Raw genomic sequence first — 23,287 nt, 5'->3', positions numbered from 1 at the left:
TTAAAATAATTTTTTTATTCACCATTAAAAGCCTTTTTTAGCTGGAATAGATTGAATGTTAGATCTGATCAATCGGTATTGTCATGGTTTTGTTGCATTTCCTGTCATCCATAGTTTACAAAAACAGGGATTTTTTAATGCATTTAAAAAGGAAGAATCCATTGATGTTGATTACTTGCTTAATCTGCATAAAGCCAATTCAGGCCATTTAAAAACAGCCCTCAGATTACTTGAGTCTCTCGAAATTCTGGAGTTCGACCAAACCTATTATCAACCAGGCCCTCGATTTGTTTGGTTAGATCTGCTTCCTGACAACCTTGAATCTTTACTGCAATTAGATTTTTCTAACGATCGGCAAGAAACAATAGATTATTGGCTGACCCAATCATTAAACCGCTGGTCTACTGACGATCAGATGTTAGCGGATTTTCTGGATGGCTTATGGCTGTTGCCGTTATTTTTTCAAAGGTCAAAGACAGACAGTGGATCGCAGGATTTCGCCGAAACATTTAAGTTTTTAGCCGATCAGGATAAGCTCGAGCAATGCTTTTTAAACAAGGGTTGGGTGAAATATCAGGAGGGGCGAAGCGTTTTTAGTTCGGCTGGAAAGCATTTACGCGAACGGATTTTTATTGCCGGTACAGTATATTCATATCGCCCCATGCTGTGGGGTATGACAGAGCTGATATTCGGCGATGCAAGCAAAGTATTCCAGCGTGATGACGAGGGCCATGAAAACCATTTGGACAGGCTGTTGAATGTCCAGGCCAGCGGTTTTCAACATGAGCGTTATTTTAAAGATTGCCAGTCCATAATCGTTGAAATCTTCAATCAATTACCGATTGAAAACCAGCCCGACTATATTGCCGATATGGGCTGCGGCGACGGCACTTTATTAAAACGCGTATATCAGTTGATTCAAACGAAAACCAAACGGGGCGAGCAACTCGATAAATACCCGTTAGTGTTAATAGGCGCTGATTATAATCAGAAAGCTTTATCGGCAACCGCTGCAACCTTGGTGGAAATTCCACATAAAACCATTCAGGCCGATATCGGCAATCCGGCACGATTCCTACAGGATTTACGGTCCGCCGGCATAGAAAATACCGATAAAATTCTGCATATCCGATCTTTCCTTGATCACGACCGGCCTTACATAGCGCCGAAAGACTTGACTCAACTGGAACAAAGAGCTGAAGGGCAGGTTCATGGCGTTTATATCGATAACACCGGTCAATCAATTCCTGCCAAAGTTGTCTATCAGAGCCTGGTTGAGCATTTGACTCGCTGGTCGGAAATTATAGGCAATAGCGGTGCGATGTTTCTCGAGGTGCACAGTATGGCGCCCAAAGTAATCGCCCGTTATCTTGATCAATGTGAAAACCTGCATTTCGATGCCTATCATGCTTTTTCAGGACAAATGCTGTCGGACGCCGATGAGTTTTTGTTTGCAGCGGCAGAAAGCGGCTTATTTCCGCGTCTCGACTATGCCAGGCATTATCCGCAAACCTTACCCTTCAGCCGGATTACCTTAAACTGGTTTGAAAAAAGAACTTACCGCTTACGTCCAGCATTAATACAGGATTTAGCCGCGCTGGAAGCTTTAGATCATGATTGTTGGCCGGAGAATTTAAGGGCGGGGAAAGAAATCATCAGTGCGCGGCTTAAGCGTTACCCGCAAGGCCAGTATGTCGTTGAGCAACAGGGCGAAGTGATCGGCGCTCTCTATACCCAAAGAATTAAAGACCAGGCCAGTCTGGATCGGACGACTTTTTATCGGTTGCCCGAACTGCATGATCCGCAAGGCTCGATTATCCAGATTTTGGGCATGAACATTAAACCCAGCTTTCAGCATTTAGGCCTGGGCGATCAAGTTTTAGATTTTCTGCTATACGTCAGCAGCCTGAATGGCAACTGCGATACGGTGCTGGGCATTAGCCGGTGTAAGCAGTTTGCCGAACAAGTCGATCTAAGCATGGATCAGTATCTCCAGAAATGCCGGGACACCGGCCAGTGGGATACGGTGCTTAATTTTCATGTTCATCATGGAGCACAAATCGTTAAGCCGATTAAAGATTACTGGCCTGACGATGTTGAAAATCTGGGTTTCGGTATTTTGGTCCGGTACCCAATGGCGGATACCGAGGCCGGTCGAAACAGTACGGAGCAAGCCGGACTGTTGGCCGATGCTTCCGCTCGAAGCAAGGTCATTGATGAAGCCATATTGACCATTTTGGGCGAGTCCAGGAAACACCTGTTTTCCGCAGACCGGGCCTTGATGGAAACAGGCCTGGATTCATTGGATTTATTAGAGTTGCGTGGTCTGTTGAGCCGTCGCTTAGGCGTTCAATTGGAACCCATGTTCTTTTTTTCCTACGGCACAGCTAATGCAATCAAAGCTTATTTTAACGGCGAGCAAAATAAAGCAAGCGTGAGCTTTGACCGGTCTATTTTACCGGTGGCCGACTTTGCGCAGGCCGACCAAGCAAAATCGCCGGATCAGCATTTCGATGTTGCAATAGTCGGGATGGCATGCCGTTTCCCTGGTGGAATCGACTCGCCGGAAAGCTTTTGGCAATATTTGCAATCCGGCCGGGACGGTATAGAAAAAGTACCTTTAGAACGATGGGACTACCGGCTTTATGAACAAGATGGCGCTAACCCTTACGGTGGTTTTATTAAAGATGTCGATCAGTTCGATCCGGGCTTTTTTAAATTAACCCCGCGCGAAGCCCGCTTGATCGATCCGCAGCACCGGCTGTTAATGGAAACAGCCTGGGAAGCTTTCGAGCAGGCCGGAATAAATCCCGAACAAGCCAAGCAAACCGGTGTGTTTGTAGGCTTGTCCGGGCATGATTATGAGTTGTTGGCGGCTGAAAGAAATCAGGATAAAAACTTCGATGTCTACCATGCGATTGGCAATTCAGCGGCAATGGCGGCGGGGCGCTTGGCTTATTTCTTCGGCTTTAACGGCCCTGCGATCAGCATCGATACCGCTTGTTCCTCGTCTTTGCTGGCAATACAGCAAGCCTGTGAAAGCCTGCGCCAGTCAAGCTGCCGATTAGCTTTGGCGGGCGGTGTGAATTTAATGTTGGCGCCGGACTTGACAATCGCTTTTTCTAAAAGCGGCATGTTGGCGGCCGATGGACATTGCAAAACTTTTGATGCCGATGCGGACGGCTATGTGCGTAGCGAAGGCTGCGGTTTAGTGCTGTTAAAGCCGCTGACCGATGCGATTCGGGACAGGGATCAGGTTTTTGCCGTGATAAAAGGCGGCGCTGTCAATCAAGACGGGGCCAGCAATGGCATTACCGCGCCCAACGGCTTGGCGCAACAAGCTCTAATGAAACAGGCTTTAACTAACGCCAGCGTCAAGGCTGAAGATGTTTCGGTGTTAGAGGCGCATGGAACCGGAACGCCGCTCGGCGATCCGGTTGAAATCGAGTCGGTTGCACAGATTTACAGCCAAGGGCGGACAGCGGCTAATCCCTTGTCGATCAGTTCGGTTAAAACCAATATCGGCCATGCCGAGGCAGCGGCCGGCGTTGCAGGATTGATTAAACTGAGCTTGGCGCTTAAACATCAATTCATTCCGCCGCATCTGCATTTCAAGCAACTGAATCCGCGCATTCCGTTGGCGAAAATACCGGCTACGGTTCCGGTTAACGGCATGGCTTGGCCGAAACAAACCGATAGACCCAGAACCGCCGCAATCAGCGCTTTTGGTTTTAGCGGAACCAATGTGCATATGATTGTTGCCGAAGCTACGGAAGTTAATCAGCCGGAGAGTCCTGATTTAGCCTGCATATTGCCGTTATCGGCGCAAACGCCCGAAGCTTTGCAGGGACTTGTTCAGCGTTATCAACAGCATTTAAGTGGGGACAATCACTCTAATTTGCTGGATATTGCCGCCACAGCCGCAACAGGCCGGCAGCACTTTACTTGCCGTCTGGCTGTTGCCGCGGCCAATACCGCACAGCTAATCGAAAAATTACAGGCTGCTCACCCGCAACAAATAAACAGCGCATCAAAACCGCAAGTCGTATTTCTGTTTACCGGGCAAGGAGCGCAGTACTTAGGAATGGCGCGAGAGCTTTATTGCAGCCGCAGTTATTTCAGGCAAATTTTCGACCAATGTTCCGATTTGTTCGAACCTTATCTCGACAGGTCATTAACGGATTTATTATTCGACGGACACAGTACCGAGCAAGAGCTACAGCAAACCGGCCTGACCCAGCCCGCTTTGTTTTGTCTTGAGTATGCGCTGGCTAAACAATGGCAGCAATGGGGCGTTGAGCCTGAGGTATTGATCGGCCACAGTATCGGCGAATATGCCGCAGCCTGCTTGGCGGGCGTGTTTGATCTGGATCAAGCCGTTATGCTGGTGGCGACGCGCGGTCAGGTCATGCAGGCGCAGCCGGCTAACGGCAAAATGGCTGCGGTTAATTGCCGTCAACAGCAATTAGAAAAGTATCTTGCAAATATCGAAGGCGTGGTGATTGCCTGCTTTAATGCGCCTGAACGTTTGGTTGTTTCAGGTTCGGCTATTGGTGTAGATGAACTGCTTAAACGCTTAATCGAAGCCGGTGTTTCAAGCACCGAGTTAAACGTATCTCACGCCTTTCATTCGCCGTTAATGGCCGAAGCCTTGCCCGAATTCAGAAGGACATTGAAACAAGTTCAATTCAACAAACCTGCTATTCGCATCATTTCCACCTTGTCGGGGCTGGACGTGACAGACCAGATGAGCCGGGGCGATTACTGGCTGGAACAAATTGTCCAGCCGGTTGATTTTACCGGGGCGATTAACACGCTGCATCAAGCCGACACTTGCCAAGTCTTGCTGGAGATAGGCCCCAAAACCGTATTGAATGGACTAGCCAGACAAATACGTCAAACTGAAAACACTGTATTCTTGCCTGCATTAGACCCCGGCTTGAGCGATAACCTGCGGGTTTCCGAAAATATTGGCCGCTTATACGAACTAGGCTTGGATATTAATTGGCAGGCAGTTTACGGCACGTTGCCGTTTAATAAAGTCTCTTTGCCGGCCTATCCTTTCCAAAGACAACGGTATTGGCTCGATGACGTTTATCAGGCCAAGCCGCGCCTTTTAGCAAGCCAAGCAAATCAGCATCCTTTATTAGGTCAGGCGATTCCATCGCCATTAGCCGAACAATATCAGGCGATGATCGGTTTGGAGCAGTTGGATTGGTTAGCCGGGCACGTCATCAACAGCGCCGTTATTTTTCCAATGGCCGCGTATATCGAAATGGCGCTGACAGCGGCAGGTTCCGGGCTTGAGTTAAAAGATATTGTGATCGCAAAACCGTGTTCGGTATCTGAACAAACGTTAACCCTGCACACGGTAAAGCAAGAGCAGAACATTACGATATACAGCCAAAATGACAGTAGCTGGCAGCAGCATTTTTGCTGTCGTACCGCAACTTTGCAATCATCCGGTCAAGCATTGGATTTGGCGGGACTGCAACGGCAATTAACCGCGATTTCTACCGAGCAGTTTTATGCAGAAAAAGCGCAGCGCGGTTATCAATTCAGCGGCGATTTTCGCAGTTTAAAACAGATTTATAAAAGCCCGGATCAGGCATTGGCGTATGCTCAATGCGCCAATTTAACCGGTGGCTATCGTATTCATCCGGTATTGCTGGATGCCGCCGTGCAATGCTCGTTAGCGGTACTTCCCGATACTCCGCATAGCTATATCCCGTTTAGCATCGAACGTTTTGCTTTATCGGGCAAGGCGGATTCGGAGCTTTGGAGTCATGCCAAGGTCATCAAACAGTACCAGGATGCAGTGCTGGTAGATATAAACATTTACGACCCGGCCGGACTGGCTATTGCCTGTGTTGAAGGCCTAATGCTAAAGCAGGTAACCGACCAGCCGGTTAAAACCCAATCCGCAATTGACGGTTTATTGCATCGTATCGAGTGGCAGCTTAAGGACGTATCGATCAGCAGTCAGGCGGTAGTGTCAGGCTTGCAGCAGGATTTTAATGAAGCGCTGGTGTTTCAAGCGATCCAAGGTTCAGCCGGACTGCTGAATCAATTGGCAACAGCTTATCTTTGCCAAGGTTTGTTGGAGTTGGGCGTAGACCCGAAACAGGTTTACCCTGACATACAAACCCTAATGCAAAGCCTCTCAGTCGAGCCGCGCTTTACCCGATTGTTCAAACGCGTGTTGGCTATTTTAGAGCAAGCAGGCGTGGCTAAATACACGGATGCAAGCTGGCAAATCAATCAAACCCCATTTCAACCGGCCAATTCCCTAGCCAAGCAATTGTTGCTTGACTATCCCGAACTGGAATCGGAAATAGCCTTGGTTGCGCGTTGCGGCGAGAATTTAAAGCCGATCTGGCAGGGTAGGGTCGATCCTTTACAGCTAATCTTTCCGGCGAACAGCCCTACTGCAACCGCCGACTTTTACCGGCATTCGCATTCTTTTGCAGCCTTAAATAAATTGTTGGCGGTTGCCGTTGCCGATTTAACAAGGACCGCATCGATAACAAAGCCTTGCCGAATTCTGGAAATCGGCGCCGGTACAGGTTCCGCCACTTACCATATCCTGCCGCAGTTAAAGCAAAGGCCTTGCCGTTACACGTTTACCGATGTATCGCGCTATTTTACCCAGCAGGCTAAGCAGGCGTTTAGCGACTATGATTTTGTCGATTATCAAAGTCTGGATATTTCCACTGATCCGCAAGCCCAAGGATTTGGAGCGCATAGTTACGATATTATTATTGCCTCGAATGTGTTGCATGCCACGAGCGATTTACAGCAAGCTTTAATCCATTGCCGGCAATTATTAGCGGACGGCGGGCAATTGATTTTGCTGGAAGGCGTGCAAGCAACGCCTTGGATCGATACGGTATTCGGCCTGACTGAAGGCTGGTGGGCGTTTAATGATGCATTGCGTCAGGACTACCCGTTATTAACCCCGCAACAATGGCAATCCGCTTTGCATGATTTGGGTCTGGATGCCGAAATGCTGGTGTTGGACAATGACGATGCGCCTTTCAAACAGGCGTTGATACTGGCCTCGGCTCCTGATGCGATAGCGCAGTCTTGGTTGATTATGGATGATCAACAAGGCGTTGCCGATCAATTAATCAAGGCGCTGGATGATCAAGGCGTAGATTGCTTTCAAGTAATAGCCGGGGAGCAATTTAAACAACTGTCGTCGCATCGGTTTCAAATTAATGCCGATAAAGCCGAAGATTATCGGCAGCTGATTAATAGCATTGAACATGATCGTCGCATTGATGCAGTGGTCAATTGCTGGCCATTATCTTTGTCGGCAAATGAGCAGTTGACTGCCGAGCAGTTATTGGAAAGAACCCGTTTTCTCAGTTGCAGTGCTTTATATTTAATGCAAGCGCTGTTAGCGACTGAACGGACGAAAATCAAGCTGTGCCACGTCACCAAAGCCGCGCAAAGCGTTAATCAGCAAGACGGCGGTCAATGCCCGGAAGCTGCGGTATTGTGGGGCATGAATAAAGTCGCCGCATTGGAGCATCCCGAATTAAACAGCGCTATCGCCGATTTGGATGATGATCAAGCCAGCATTGCGTTGTTGATACAGACTTTGCTACAGAATGAGCTTGAACCGCAACAAGCTTATCGCAAAGGTCAGCGCTTTGTGCCCAGATTAGCCGCTGTGGACGAATCCGCCAGTCCGGAAGTCAACCGCTTATGGCAGCTTGATCAAACGCAATCAGGCTCGATCAGTGCCTTGCAGTTAACCTCTCAAGCCAGGGCTACGCTAAAACCCGGTCAGGTAGAAATTAAGGTGCAGCAAGCCGGGCTTAATTTTATCGACGTGATGGATGTTTTGGGGTTGCTGCCGTTCGAGCGTAATGGTTTGGGCATGGAATGCGTGGGCGTGATCAGCCGGTGTGGCGATGGCGTTCAAGGTTTTAAAGAAGGGCAGCGAGTCGTAGCGTTGGCGGAAGGGGCATTTGCCGATTACGTGATTGTAGATGCTTTATGCGTTGCCGCGCTGCCGGAAACTATTCCGGCTTTATCCGCCGCCACGTTGCCTGTTGCTTTTATCACCGCCAGCTACGCGTTAAACGAGTTGGCACAAATAAAGCCGGGGCAGCGGGTATTGATTCATGCCGCATCGGGCGGCACCGGCATGGCCGCTGTACAAGTCGCTTTGGCGGCGGGTGCCGAAGTGTATGCTACAGCCAGTCAAGCAAAATGGCCTCAGGTGGAAAAGCTGGGCGTCAAACAGGTCATGAACTCCCGTGACTTGTCTTTTGCCGATCAGGTCATGAAACTGACCGGCGGCAAGGGCGTTGATGTTGTTTTTAATAGCTTGACCGGCGATTTTATTACCGCGGGTTTAAGCGTGCTGAAAACCGGAGGCTGCTTTTTGGAAATCGGCAAGCGTGAATTGCTGAGCGAAGAGCAACTGGCAGAAATCGCACCGGATATTCATTATTGCGCTGTTGATGTCAGGGAGCTTTCCCAAAACCAACCGGGAAAAATCCAGCAACTGTTGCAAAGCGTATTAGCCGGTATTGAACAGGGACAATATACAGCATTGCCTTACACCAGCTTTGACTGGCCGCAAATGCAAGAAGCTTTTCGTTATATGCAGCAAGCCAGGCATATCGGCAAAATCGTTTTGACCAACCGGGCTAATTACAGCGAATTCGTTTGCGACGATCATGCCTGTTATTTAATCACCGGCGGCCTTAAAGGCGTAGGCTTATATAGCGCTCAATGGTTGGCGGAAAAAGGCGCGAAACATTTGTTTTTGCTGGGACGCTCCGTGCCGACAGAGGCTAATGCAGCGAAGATAAAAGACTTGCAGGCGCAGGGCGTCGAAGTCATTACCCTGATTGCCGACGTCAATGATGAAGCCGCTATGCAAGCTGCTTTTACCCGGATACATCAAGCAGGCGTTCCGTTGAAAGGCATTGTGCACTCAGTGGGTGTGCTTAACGATAGTACTTTGTTGCAGCAAAACTGGCCGCGTTACAAAGCTGTATTGGAGCCGAAAATAAAAGGCGCATGGTTGTTGCACCAGCTTAGTCGACAAGACGATTTGGACTTTTTCCTGATGTATTCCTCGGTGGCTTCATTGCTGGGTAGTGCAGGGCAATCCAATCATGCGGCGGCCAATGCCTTTCTGGATGCATTTGCCGGTTACCGGAGAGCGCAAGGCTTGCCGGCGCAAAGTATTAATTGGTGCGGCTGGTCGGAAATCGGTTCGGCGGCTGAACTTCAGTTAAGCGATAAGATCCGTAAAGGTTTATCGGATATCAACCCCGAGCAAGGCGGCCTGGTTTTGGCGGCGGCGTTATTGCGCGATGACACCCAATTGGCAGCGGTGCCGATGGATTGGCCGACATTCCTGGCCGATGCGCCGATGCAGGAGTTTTATCAGGCCTTTAAACCTGCTGTTATCGTAGCCGAGGCAACGGTCGCCCCTGTAATCAATCAACTGAACAAAGAAGCCTTGGCCCAGTTGAATGAAGGCGAGCGAAGCCGCAAGCTTAAAAACTTTTTAATAACGGAACTGGCCGCTGTGCTGGGTATGGAAATCGAACAATTAAACTCATTAACGCAACGCCATTCCGGCTTCTTTGATTTGGGCTTGGATTCCTTAACGTCGGTGGAATTTAAAAACAAAATTAATCATGCTCTGGCAATACATTTGCCGGCTTCTGCGATTTTCGATTATCCGACCATTCAAGCTTTGACTGCACATTTAATGACGATGTTGACGAATGAAATCGATGTTCCGCCAGAGGAACTGGAGCAGCCGGGGATCGATGATCTGGACGATCTTTCACTGGAACAGGCAGCGGAATTATTGGCTAAAGAATTGGGATGATTATGGCTAATAACGAAGCAATTGATTACCAGCAATTAGTAAAAAACTCGTTACTTGAAATTCGCAAACTCAAAGCGAAAATTGCTGAACTGGAACAAAGCAAAGCACTCGAAGAAATCGCTGTCATCGGCATGGCCTGTCAGTTTCCGACAGGTCAGGATGGCGCTCAGGATCTCGATGCATTTTGGCAAGTGCTGGTTAATGAAGTCGATGCGGTCAAGGAAGCGCCGGAAGCTCGTTTGAGCAAGCGATTTTATAATCCCGATCCCGATGCCGCCGGCAAAATAATCAGTACCCAAGGCGGCTATCTTAACGACATCGATCAATTTGCCGCCGAGTTCTTTTTTATCTCCCCGCGCGAAGCGGACAGCTTAGATCCGCAGCAACGCATGCTGCTGGAAAATCATTGGCGCGCATTGGAACATGCAGGGATTCTACCGTCCTCGTTAATGAGCAGCCAAACCGGATTGTTTGCCGGTATTTGCAACAACGATTATTACCATCTGCTGGCAAGCCGGGCTTATACCGAAATTGACAGTTATATGGCTTCCGGCACCGCGCATAGTACCGCTGTCGGCCGGTTGGCTTTTTATCTGGGCACGCAAGGCCCGGCCATTGCGGTCGATACGGCCTGTTCCTCGTCCTTAGTATCCATACATTTGGCCTGCCAAAGTTTACGCGCAGGGGAATGCGAGCTGGCTTTAGCCAGTGGCGTCAATTCCTTGCTGTCGCCCGAGTTCAGCATTAATTTTTCTCGTGCGGGAATGTTGTCGCCGGAAGGGCGCTGCAAAACCTTCGATGACAGCGCCGACGGCTATGTGCGCGGCGAAGGCTGCGGCGTCGTTGTATTAAAGAAATTGTCCGATGCGCTACGCGACGGCGACAATATCTTGGCCGTAATTAAAGGCTCGGCAACCAATCAGGATGGGCGCAGCAGCGGCTTAACCGCACCCAACGGCAGCGCGCAGCGTCAGGTATTGGTCGAGGCTTTGCAGGCAGCTGGGCTTAAAGCCGATCAAGTCAGTTATGTTGAAGCGCACGGTACCGGAACCAGCCTGGGCGATCCGATTGAAATTGAAGCATTGCAGGCAGTTTACGGCAGCCGGCGGCAAACGCCGTTAACTATCGGTTCTGTCAAAAGCAGTATAGGCCATTTGGAAGGCGCGGCCGGCATTGCCGGTTTTATCAAAACCGTTTTAATGCTGCAACATCGCAAAATACCCAAGCAATTGCATTTTCACAGGCCTAACCGGCATGTTGATTGGCCGGCAATGAATTTGAAGGTCAATCAGCAACTGAGCGATTGGCAGGCAGAGCCCGGTCAGCAACGTATTGCCGGAATCAGTTCTTTCGGTTTCGGAGGCACGAATGCCCATGTTCTGGTGGCTCAAGCGCCCGAGCAGGATCAGTCTTATTTAAGCTGCAAACAATCGCATCAGCTGTTAACCGTATCGGCAAATGACCAGCATGAATTGCAGCATTTAGTACAGTCTTATAGCGATTATTTAATAGCTTATCCGAATACCGATTTGGCTGATTTTTGTTATGCGGCCAATGCCGGGCGGGATCATTTCCAATACCGAACCGCTTTTTCTTGCGCGACCGTAGCTGAGGCAATTAACAGCTTGCGGAACATAAAAGACGGCGCGGCTATTCAGGAAAAGCGTATTGCGATGTTGTTTACCGGACAGGGCGCTTTTAACGGCGCGCTGAATGATTTTGCCGCTTACTTGCCATTGTTAGCCGAAAAGCTTGACCAGTGCGAGCCGGCGTTTAAACAACAACTGGGCGTTTCGTTAAAAGAGCTTTTATTTACCGAGCAGGGCGCAAAACAGTTATTGGCAACGCAATATGCCCAGCCTGCCTTATATTGTTTTCAAGTTGCGCTAGCCGAAACCTGGTTCGCCTTGGGGCTTGAAGTTGAGTGCTTTATCGGTCATAGCGTCGGCGAATATGCTACCGCCTGTTTGGCTGGCGTATTCAGTTTTGAAGATGGTTTAAAGTTGGTTAGCCATCGTGGCCGGTTAATGACGTCCCTGACCGAACCGGCCGGAATGATGGCTGTGTTAGCCAGTGCCGAAAAAGTTAATCAAGCATTGCAGGCAAGCGCCAGCCAGTTGTGCATTGCCGGCTATAACGGCAAAACCAATACGGTTGTGTCCGGGTCTACGAATGAATTAACCCGGTTTGGCGCCTACCTGGATCAACAAGGGCTGGCTTATGTGGAATTGAAAGTCGATAGGGCTTTTCATTCGCCGTTAATGGCCCCGATGTTGGAAGACTTCGCGGCCATCGCCCAGAGCATTAACTATCAAGCTCCTACAAAAAACATTATTTCGACTAAAACCGGCAAGCTGATCGGCAATGAAATTGCCGGCGCAGATTATTGGGTTGATCAGATTAGCAAGCCGGTTTTGTTTACCCAGGCCTTGGCGGAACTACAAACTCAGGAAGTGAATTTGGCCTTGGAAATCGGGCCGCAAAATGTACTGACTAAACTACTGCAACGCGAATATGCTGGCGATACGATTCAGGCGGTCAGTTCAATCAACGGCCAGGATAGCGGAGCCGAGTTGTTGCATACTATTTCTGCGCTTTATCAAATGGGCCTGAATATAAATTGGCCGAACTATTACCAAAGCTTTAAAGGCCGGTATTTAAACTTGCCGGGCTATCCTTTTACACGGAAAAAATACTGGTTTAAGCGTAGCACCAGGACAGCATTGCCAGAGCAAATCGCGTCATTGCATCCTTTATTACACAGCAAGCTTGAACTCGCGGGCGAGGCCGGTAAGCAGGTTTTTACCGCACTGTTGAATGCCGAGAGTCCGGCTTTTCATCAGGATCACCGCTATCGCGGCAAGATACTGGTTCCGGCCGCGCATTACCTGGAAATGGCAATAGCCGCTTTTGGCGGTACAGCTTGCCAAATAACGCAGGTCAGCTACCCCGCTCCTTTGATGCTGGACAGCGATCAAGAAGTGCAACTGCAATTGATCTTAACAGCGCTTGCAGACGGTTACGATTGCGCTATTTTTGCACGGCCTTTATCGGATACATCCGTTTGGCAATGTCATTTTAATGCCCGGATTAAAGCGTCGACAGAACCGGCTCAACCGCTATTGAATACATCGCCTTTGAATAAAGCCTTAAGCGTTGATGAGTTTTATCAAATAATGGCCGAGCGTGGTATCGACTTTGGATCGTGCTATCGGTTATTGGAAAGTTTGTCGGCGCAAGACGGACAGGTGCAAGGCAAGATCAAAACGGTAAAAGAGGGCGCCTATTACCTGTATCCTCCGATGCTGGATGCCTGCTTTCAAGTGACGGGCAGTTTGTTGCCGCAGCAAGATAAAGCGACTTATGTGCAAATGGGCTTGGAGTCATTGTCTTTCTATCGCGCTATGGGCCAAGGCGACATTCATGCTTATGCGGCCTTGAGAGAGGGCTGCGATACGGATCAACCGGTTTTCGATATTGATATTTTGGGCGAGGGCGCTTTGCCTATCGTTCAAATAAAAGGGATGTGTTTAAAGAAGATAGAGCTGAGCAAACCGGACAGTCTTTTTTATAAAACACAATGGCAGTCTTTGGGCTTATTATCGGACGATATCGATTCTGCCAAAACTGCCGCTTGGTTGGAGCATATTGCACAAACACCGGAGCAATACTGGCAAAACCAGGGCAATACGGATATTGAATATTTGCCGGTTCTGGAAAGCCAGGCTCTAAATCATGTGATGCAAGCTTTGCTGGATTTGGCTTTTCCCTATCAGCTTGATCAGTCTTTTAATTTACAGCAATGCCAACAGCAATTAGGCGTATTGCCGCGTTACACAAAACTGCTAGACCGCTGTTTAACAGCCTTAACCGAAGCTGACTACTTAACCAAGCAACAAGAGCAATGGCGGCTGGTGAAGCCGTTGGCGGTTAATCCTCAGCACAGCGCGATTGACAGCAGCATCGAGATGCAATTGCTAAATCAATGCGGACAGGCTTTAGCGGGGGTATTAACCGGAAAGGCCGATTTTCTGCCGCTACTGTTCCCTGAAAACAGCGATATATCCGCAGCGACTTTATACAGCCAAGCGGAAGGTTTTAAGCTCCTGAATAGCAGTGCAGTCCAGGCATTAAAAGGCTGGTTGGCTTTAGTGCCTAAAGGCCGGAAATTAAAAGTATTGGAAATCGGTGCCGGTACTGGCGGTACCACGCGGCATGTTTTACCGCTATTGGCTGAAACGGTTGATTTTGAATATGCCTATACCGATTTGTCCGCTGCATTTTTTAGTCAGGCGGAAACGAATTTTGCCGATTACGACCAGCTCATATACCAAACATTGGACATCAGCCAAAACCCAAACATACAAGGCTTTGCCGAACATGATTTTGATTTGGTGATTGCTGCCAATGTGATTCATGCCACCGCAGACTTGAATAAAACATTGGCTCATGTGCATCAGTTGCTATCAGCCAACGGCGTGTTAATGCTGTTGGAAGGCTTAAAACCGCAGTTATGGGTTGATTTGATCTTTGGCCTGACTGACGGCTGGTGGGCGTTCACCGATCATCGCATATACCAAAATTATCCATTACTGGATGAAAAAGGCTGGCAGCAGCTATTAACCCGGACAGGATTTAATCATCCCGCCTTAATCACTGCAAAACTGGATGCAACCGAACGCTTATGTCGGCAAAGCGTGATTTTGACTCAGCCTGTTAATACCGCCAAAGCCATTGACTGGCTGGTTTTAAAAGATCGGCTAGGCTTGGCTGACACCATAGCCGCTTACTTAACAGCGCAGGGCGATACCTGTACTTTGGTAAGTTACGGTCAAAATTATACTCAGAGCGACGATGGCGTATGGACTGTCGATCCATTGCAGAAAGACGATTTTAACCGGTTGGTTAGCCATTGGCTTGAGCAATCCGAACCGGCTAAACGCGCCGTACTGAATTGCTGGCCGCTGGATGCCAAAATAACTGAGGCCAGCCAAAGCCAGGATGTAGAAGAAACGCTCGGTCAGCTTTGTGCAGGCACCTTGCATTTGGTGCAAGCTTTAGGCGCTCAGAATGTAGTGCTGCAAGCATTTAACGTGATAACGCAAGGGGCTCAACAAATTGGCAAAAGCGATCAACTGCAACCCGCGATGGCCGCATTGTGGGGTATGGTCAGAGTGGTTGCCAAAGAGTATCCGCAGTTCCATTGCCGCCTGTTGGATATTCAGGTCGAGACGGCGCTAAGTGCCCCGGTACTAAAACAACTCAGCCAAACGGGCTTAACCAATGAGTTACAGGGCGCAGTGCGGGATCAGCAGCTTTTTGTGCCGCGCTTGGCAGCTTGTGCGATTGATAACAGCAAGCCGTTAGCTATCAAGAATCAAGGCGTTTATTTAGTCACCGGCGCTTTTGGCGGCATGGGTTTTAAAGTGACGCAATGGTTGATAGAGCAAGGCGCTAAACACTTAATATTGCTGGCTAGAACTGCACCTTCGGAATCGATTGGACAATGGCTGGAACAGGCCAAAGCCAACGGAATTAATATCAATGTGGATGCCGTCGATATCAGTGATTATCAGGCTCTTAAACAAGCGGTTGATAAGTACTGTAACGGCCGGCAAGCTTTGGCCGGTATTTTTCATAGTGCCGGGGTGTTTGCAGATTGTTTATTGCAGGACTATGACTGGAGCATATTCAGTAAGGTCTTTCCGGCCAAAGTACAAGGTTCATGGAATCTGCATCGGCTTGGTACAGAGCTTAAAGCGGAGCTGGATTACTTCGTGCTGTTTTCGTCCTCGGCTTCTTTATTAGCCGCCAGCGGTTTAGCTAATTATGTCGCCGCCAATACTTTTATCGATGCGCTGGCCGCTTACCGGCAACAGAAAAACCTGCCCGCGCACAGTATCAACTGGGGCGTATGGCAAGATACCGGCATGGCCGCAGCAGTAAACGATACACGGCGGCGGCAGTGGCAAGTGATGGGTGTCAGGCCGATGCAAGCCGAAACCGCACTGAATGCAATGCAAACCGTCGTAGGCTCTGATGAAGCCAATATGGCCATTGTCGACATCGATTTTAACCTCTATGTAAACAGTCAGGATGCAGGCAATAGCGAAAACTTTTTTCAAAACGTGCTAAACCCACAGCCAAACCAAGTGTCCAAAAACAGCGAACAAACCGAATCAATATACTCACTCCTGCAACAAACCCCTGATCAGCAGCAAGAGCTAATGCTAAATCACATCAGCCAGATGGCCGGATCAGTATTAGGGCTTTCAACAGAAATCGACCCAAGGCGAGGCTTTTTTGAATTGGGTATGGATTCGCTAACCTCAATGGAATTACGCAACCGTTTGCAGCGCGAGTTAGATATTACCCTGGATGCTACGTTAACTTTTAAATACCCCTCAGTATCAGCATTATCGGAGCATTTATTAGACGTATTGATTAATAAAAGCAAAAAGCCTGAAATTGTAAAAGCAGTGGCTACGTCGCAAAATTACAAAGAGCAGGATTCAAACACTATAACCATCCAAGAAGCCGGTTTTTCATTGGAAGAACAATTGGCCGATATAGATAGGTTTTTGGATTTGGATGGTGACTGTCTGTCTCTATATAAAGAATAAGTTAAGCTTTCTAAAAGTGATCAACTAAATGAGTAATAACGATAATCAACAGCTGTTTACTAAAAAAATAAGAAATAAATATCTGTTATGGATATTAATGATCACGTTTACGATTTTTATTATCTTAGGTGCCGGGGTTTTTTTCTTTACATACGAATTGTTTATGCAGGAAATGACAGAAAAATCCGAGGCTAAAGTCGAACTGGCGGCGACTAAGGTTGATAAGTGGCTGGAATCTAAGCTGTCCTTTCTTCAAATTATTGGAGCTACTATATCGGAAAATCCTGATCAGGTTGTAAGTGAAGGCCTTATTAAAGAGGTTATGAAAAAACACGATGCACTCAGTATTTATATGGGGTTTGCCAATGGCAAATTTGTTGATGGTAGTGGTTGGATTCCGCCGGAAACTTATGATCCTAGGCAAAAAGAGTGGTATTTGCAGGCAGTCTTAAGTAAGTCACCCGTATTTACGCCCCCTTATCGTGATGAAGCCAGTTCTAAAATTGTTGTTACCATTGCTCACCCAGTCTACGATCAAGGCGGTTTAATTGGTGTATTGGCAATGGATGTAGTCATCGAGAATATTGATAGCATTGTAAATAATTTTACTTTGAATGAGCTCAATAATGTCCGCCTCGTTTCTGGTAATGGTGATTTTATTGTCGGCGAAAATAGTAAACCAGGAGCAAATATAAAAGACACGCCTGATAGAGAGGTGTTTTTACAGGCCGTCAACTCCAAGAAAAATCTGAATATATTTAACCTGGATGATCATATTGTTATAGCTAGAGTTTCTATAGCGGATTGGTATCTGGTTTTTCATTTACCGCCGTCGGTAATACTTCACCCTCTACATAAGTTAATTGGTTTTTTTATTGCTGGCCTGGTTGTTACCTTGGTTGTACTTGGTTTGGCATTAATTTTAATTAGCTCGGTGTTAGCCAAACCTATTCTGCAACTGGTTGTTGGCGCCAAAAAGATTAGTGCCGGTCATTACGATCAGCATATGACGATAGAGAGCCGCGATGAGCTTGGATATTTGACTTATAGCTTTAACGAAATGGCTCGCGGTTTAAAAGAACGCGAGATCATTCGTAGCGCTTTCGGTAAGTATATTCCGCATGAAATTGTCACTGAGCTGCTGCTTGGAAATAAGTTACTAGGCGGCGATAAAAAAGAAATTACAATTTTGTTTTGCGATATCAGAGGATTTGCAAGTTTATCGGAGAATAAAGACCCTTCCTTAGTGGTTGTTTATTTGAATAGTTTTTTTACAAATATGGAAGCGATTATCACCGAACATCATGGGCATGTTAATAAATACTTGGGTGATGGTTTTCTAGCGTTATTTGGAGCGCCTGAGCCGTTGCAGAACAGTGCTAAACAAGCAGTCGATGCGGCTCATAAAATATTGCTTAGGTTAGAAGAATTCAATCAGGAACATATGTCGCAAACGAAAATCGGCATAGGAATTCATACCGGCGAGGCATTAATCGGTAATATCGGTTCAGAAAACAGAACCGAATATACAGCTATAGGCGATGCGGTGAATTTAACTTCGCGCATTGAATCATTATGTAAATACTATGACGAGAGTTTATTGGTAAGCGAGCAAACGGTAGCGAAGTTGGAGCCAGACTATTTTTGCCGGATTATCGATAAAACGTTGGTGAAGGGACGTGAAACCAGCGTAGTTATTTATCGAACCTATGACTTACTTAGTTTATCTGAGCAGCAAAAAACAGAAATTGAAATAGCCAATCAAGCTGTACAGTTATACTTGGCAGGAGATTTTCAAACAGCTTCAGCATTAATTAACGATCATTTTAATCAGCCGCCTCGTTATTTAAGCTTAATAATTGAAAATATATCCAATAACGTTATGAATGCAGTTCCCGCTGACGCGGACGTATGATGCGTTTTATGTTTTATTATAGGTAGATACGTGGCAGATAATGAAGACCAATTAAAACGCGCCTCAATTGCTTTGGCAAAGATGAAGCAGCGTTTGCTCGACCAGGAAGCCAAGTCGAATGAGCCGATTGCGATTGTCGGAATGGGTTGCCGGTTTCCGGGCGGCGTTAATTCGCCGGAGCAGTTTTGGCAGTTATTAAGCAGGGCTGAACATGGGATTGTCGATGTGCCCGATGATCGTTGGGACATGGATCGCTTGTACAGCGAGCAGCACGGCGCACCAGGAAAAATGTATACCCGTAAAGCGGGCTTTATCGACCGGCCGGGTTATTTCGATCCCGAGTTTTTTGGCATTTCGCCGCGTGAAGCCAAGAGCATGGACCCGCAACAGCGCTTGTTGCTGGAAGTCTGCTGGCAGGCATTGGAACACGCCAATATTGTCCCTGACTCGCTACGCGACAGCGATACCGGCATGTTTTTGGGCATAGGCCAGAATGACTATGGCCTGCTGCAACTGTATGCGGACGATTATCAACGCATTAACACCTATGACGGCAGCGGCAACGGGTTTTGTTTTGCTTCGGGACGCGTTTCTTATGTAATGGGTTGGCAAGGGCCTTGTCTTTCGGTCGATACCGCCTGTTCATCTTCATTAGTGGCCGTTCATTTAGCTTGCCAAAGTTTGCGTAAAGCCGAATCCAGGGTAGCCATCGCGGCCGGTGTCCAGTTAATGTTGACACCGAATGTGGCGCTGTTTTTATCCCGTGTCGGTGCGTTGGCCGAGGACGGTCATAGTAAAACCTTCGATGCCGGCGCCGATGGTTATGGCCGTGGGGAAGGCTGCGGCGCGCTGGTGTTAAAAAGGCTGTCCGATGCGCAAGCGGATGGCGACGATATTATTGCGGTTATCCGGGCTAGTGGGGTTAATCATGACGGCCCCGGTAGCGGCTTGACGGTTCCGAACGGTTTGGCTCAGCAAAAGCTGATCAAGCAGGTTTTAAATCAGGCCAAAATTGAGGCCGGGCAGGTGGGCTTTGTCGAGGCGCATGGTACCGGCACGGTATTAGGCGATCCGATTGAGGCGGAAGCTTTGGGCATGGTTTATAGCCAGGATCGGGCTGCGGATAATCCATTATATATCGGCTCGGTAAAAACCAATGTCGGCCATCTTGAAGCGGCGGCGGGCATTGTGAGTATGATTAAAGCCGCGCTAACTTTAAAGCATCGGCAGATTCCTGCCAGTTTGGGCTTCACTCAGCCCAATCCTTATATTCCGTGGCAGCAGTTTAATTTAAAGGTGGCGACTGAATTAACCCCTTGGCCCAATAACGCAGAAGAACGTTATGCGGGCGTGAGTTCATTCGGTATGAGCGGCACCAATGCGCATGTGGTTTTGCAACAAGGACCAGAGCAAGCGGTTAAGCCGGTGCAAGACAAAGCGCCTTTTGTATTGACGGTGTCGGCAAAAACAGAGGCGGCTTTACAGGCGATGTGCAGCCAATATGCCGAGGCTTTGAAGAATTTATCCAATAGCCAAGCCGCTGACTTTTGCTTTACCGCAAATACTTGCCGCAGCCATTTTGCTTACCGCGCGGCTGTGGTGGCAAATGATGCGGAAGGCCTGATCAAGCAGTTACTCGATCCTGGTTTGCTGAATAATCTTGCATCTTGTTCGGAATGGAAAAAGCCGAAACTGGCGTTTTTGTTTACAGGACAAGGCAGCCAATATGTCCAAATGGGCCGGGATTTATATCAGACCGAACCGGTATTCCGCGCGGCTGTCGATCAGTGTGAGTCTCTTATCGCAGAGCAGGCAGGCTATTCCGTTAAGGCTTTATTGTGCGATGAGCTGGATGAGCAAGCGCTGAGAATCCAGGCGCAGCCCGCCATTTTTGTCTTTCAATATGCATTGCTGGCGTTATGGCAAAACTGGGGCGTTAAGGCGGACTTTGTTTTAGGGCACAGCATTGGCGAATACGCTGCGGCTTGTCATGCCGGAGTGTTTTCGTTGCAGGACGCGCTAAATTTAATTTGTGCCCGTAGCCGTTGCATCAATGAATATGCGCTACCGGGCGGCATGATTGCTGTGTCTGCCGATGTCGATAAAGTACAGCCGCTTATCAATCCGTTTGCCGATCAAGTTAGCACTGCGGTAATTAATACGGCCAGAAGTATTGTCATTTCCGGCTTGTGGACCGGATTAAAAGGCGTTATGGCCGCTTTGGATCAAGCTTCTTTGTCTTATACGCAATTGAATGTCGCCCATGGCTTTCATTCTCCGTCCATGCAGCCGGCATTACAGGCTTTTGCCGATGTAGCTAACACCGTTACTTATCATTCACCCGAAATCGCTATTATTTCAACGCTGACCGGTCAAACTGTTAGTCACGAAATGGCTCAGGCCGATTACTGGGTTAAGCATATCCGTCAGCCGGTGCAGTTCTATCCGGCGATGCAACAATTGGCTGGCAAGGGGGCGGAAATGCTGCTTGAAATTGGCGCCAAACCGGTGCTTTCGGGTTTGGCTAAACAGATTGATGAAACTGCCAAAAAACAGTGCATTCCTAACCTTACAGGGAAGGGCGATAGCCGAATGGAAGTTTATCAGGCTTTGGCGCAGTTATATCAAGCCGGTCTGGATTTGGATTGGCAGGTTTTGAGCGGCGGAGCCGGAAAAATTAAATTGCCGACTTACCCTTGGCAACGGCAATATTATTGGGTTGATCAAGCCGGTAACAAAAAACAAAACAATATCGCCCAAGCCAGCTCAAAGATTTTGCAGGCATTAGCGGAAGGCGAGACTGAGAGCTTGCTGCGGTCGCTATGGCAAGGAAAAACGCCGGATGAAGCAGAGCAAAAACTAACGCTGCAAATATTGCAAAGTCTGAGTCGATTACATTATCAGGAAGCGCAGCAACAGTGCGCTTATCAAATAAGCTGGCAAGCCTATGAACTGCCCAAAGCTAAGGTTAAGGGGATTTGGCTATTGATAGCGGATCAACAGGGCAGGGCTGAAGCCTTGTTTAACTATTGGTCGGAAATCAATATTCCAGCCGTTTTGATAGAGCCAGCCGCGACGTATCAAAAACTATCGCCTCAGCATTATCAATTACGCTTTGAAAGTGAAGATGACTGGCAGCGTTGTTTGGCAGACATTCCGGCAGAATGCCTTGAGTCGATGCGAGCGAGTGTTAATTTCAGCCTGTGCGATTTGAGCCGTAATGAACACGGCATAGAGTCCCTCAGCCAAGCTTTAAATAATGTAGCTGTCTGTTATCGGGTGCTGAAAAAACAAGCTAACCGCGTTCCGGTTTGGCTGGTCACTGAAAATGCGCAGGCAGTTAGCGAAAGCGATTCTGCGAGCGGTTGGTTAAGTGCCGCGGCTTGGGGAATAGGCCGCGTTATTGCGTTGGAACAGCCGGAGTTATTTGCCGGTTTAGTTGACCTGTCCGGTTCTGGCGCGGAGCAGCTTAAAACGCTTGCCGATATTGTTACGGCAGAGCCAACAGGCGAGCAAATTGCGATCAGGGCGGAAGGCAATTATATTGCTAGATTAACGCAATGCCCATCTCAGGCATTAAACGTAAAAATAGATCAGCAAGGCGATTATGTTATTACCGGCGGGCTGGGCGGTTTGGGGCTGGTCGTTGCGCAGTGGTTAGTGGCTAATAATGCCGGGCGGGTATGGTTGCTGTCACGTAGCATAGCTAAAGGGGAGGCGTTGCGGAAAATAGAGCAATTGCGTCAACAAGGCGGCGATGTGCGTTGTTTACAAGCCGATATTGCCGATGGTCAGGCGGTTTCATCGGTAATGGCTCAAATAGAACAGCAAGGCGGCCGGTTGAAAGGTGTGATCCACGCAGCCGGTGTATTGCAGGATGGTCGTTTGGAAAACCTGAATACAGAGTCATTTAAACAAGTGTTGTCGGCCAAAGTGCAAGGTGCTTGGCTGTTGCATCAGGCGACAAAAGACTTACAGCTGGACTTTTTTGTTCTATTTTCATCGGCCGCTTCCGTGTTGGGTTCCATGGGTCAAGCAGCCTATGCAGCTGCCAATGCGGCGATGGATGGTTTGGCGCAATACCGTAAGGCATTGGATTTACCGGCATTGACGATTAACTGGGGAGCTTGGGCTGAGGTCGGTATGGCGGCCAATTTGGATAGGGTTGATCAACAGCGTATGCAATCCAGCGGCGTTATGGCGATAAAACCGGAAGTTGCTCAGGTCTTATTGGAGCAAGCCATTGCCGGTAATGCCAGCCAACAGATTATTATGGATATTAATTGGCCGGTGTTTAAGCAGGCGCAGTCTTCGGCAGCGACAAAATCATTTTGGCAGATAATGGATGGGGTAGAACCAGAAGCTACTGCCGGACTGGCTAATACTCGGGCTGCTATCGATTTTGTGCAAAAAATGTCTGAGTTGAATGAAGAAGATGCTTATCAGTTTGCTAAAACGCAGGTGGAGCAGGCGCTAAAGCAAGTGTTATACCTGGATGCGGATAAACCAGTCGATAGTCATCAGGGATTTTTTGATATGGGCCTGGATTCAATCACGGTGGTGGAATTGCGTGAAAACCTGGAGCATCGCTTGGCGTGTTCTTTACCCGCGACTTTGTTGTTCGATTATGCCAATGTGGCTGACGCCAGTTGGTATTTAGTCCAACAATATGGCAAGGCAGAGGAGCGAGCCGGAGCCCCTGAGCCAGATCAACCGGATGCCTCGGCAGAAGTACAAAACTTATCTGAGCAGGAATTAGATAAATTAATTAGTGAAAAATTAGAGAGGTTGCTTATTGAAACACAAGATGAATAATCATAGTTTGCTAAAAAAATCTTGATTAGCAATGGAGTGCCGAAATGCTGGGTGACGAAAACTGTT

The 23,287-nt window shown here is 48.1% G+C and carries 4 protein-coding genes; all 4 read left to right on the top strand.

Translation table 11 applies throughout. The annotated features are described in order from the left end of the window. Nucleotides 1-55 precede the first annotated feature (55 nt). Genes EPO18_RS17825 through EPO18_RS17810 form a run of 4 tightly spaced genes read left to right on the top strand, consistent with a single transcriptional unit; the run spans nucleotide 56 to nucleotide 23,221 of the window. On the top strand, nucleotides 56-9,868 hold the full coding sequence (locus EPO18_RS17825; RefSeq protein WP_292435680.1) for a type I polyketide synthase: 9,813 nt from the start codon (nucleotides 56-58) through the stop codon (nucleotides 9,866-9,868). A gap of 2 nt (nucleotides 9,869-9,870) precedes the next feature. After that, nucleotides 9,871-16,491 carry a type I polyketide synthase gene (locus EPO18_RS17820; protein ID WP_292435676.1) on the top strand — a complete coding sequence of 2,207 codons (6,621 nt, stop codon included), beginning with the start codon at nucleotides 9,871-9,873 and terminating at the stop codon, nucleotides 16,489-16,491. Between the two features lie 28 nt (nucleotides 16,492-16,519). Beyond that, nucleotides 16,520-18,406, top strand: a complete 1,887-nt coding sequence (locus EPO18_RS17815) for an adenylate/guanylate cyclase domain-containing protein (RefSeq protein WP_292435674.1) — start codon at nucleotides 16,520-16,522, stop codon at nucleotides 18,404-18,406. Nucleotides 18,407-18,436: 30 nt separating this feature from the next. After that, entirely contained in the window at nucleotides 18,437-23,221 is a 4,785-nt protein-coding gene (locus tag EPO18_RS17810; RefSeq protein ID WP_292435672.1) for a type I polyketide synthase, read from the top strand. Nucleotides 23,222-23,287: the final 66 nt, after the last annotated feature.

This window comes from Methylobacter sp. (genome assembly GCF_004322395.1).
In the GTDB taxonomy this organism is placed as follows: domain Bacteria; phylum Pseudomonadota; class Gammaproteobacteria; order Methylococcales; family Methylomonadaceae; genus Methylobacter_A.
This window is presented reverse-complemented; position numbering and strand designations above follow the sequence as displayed.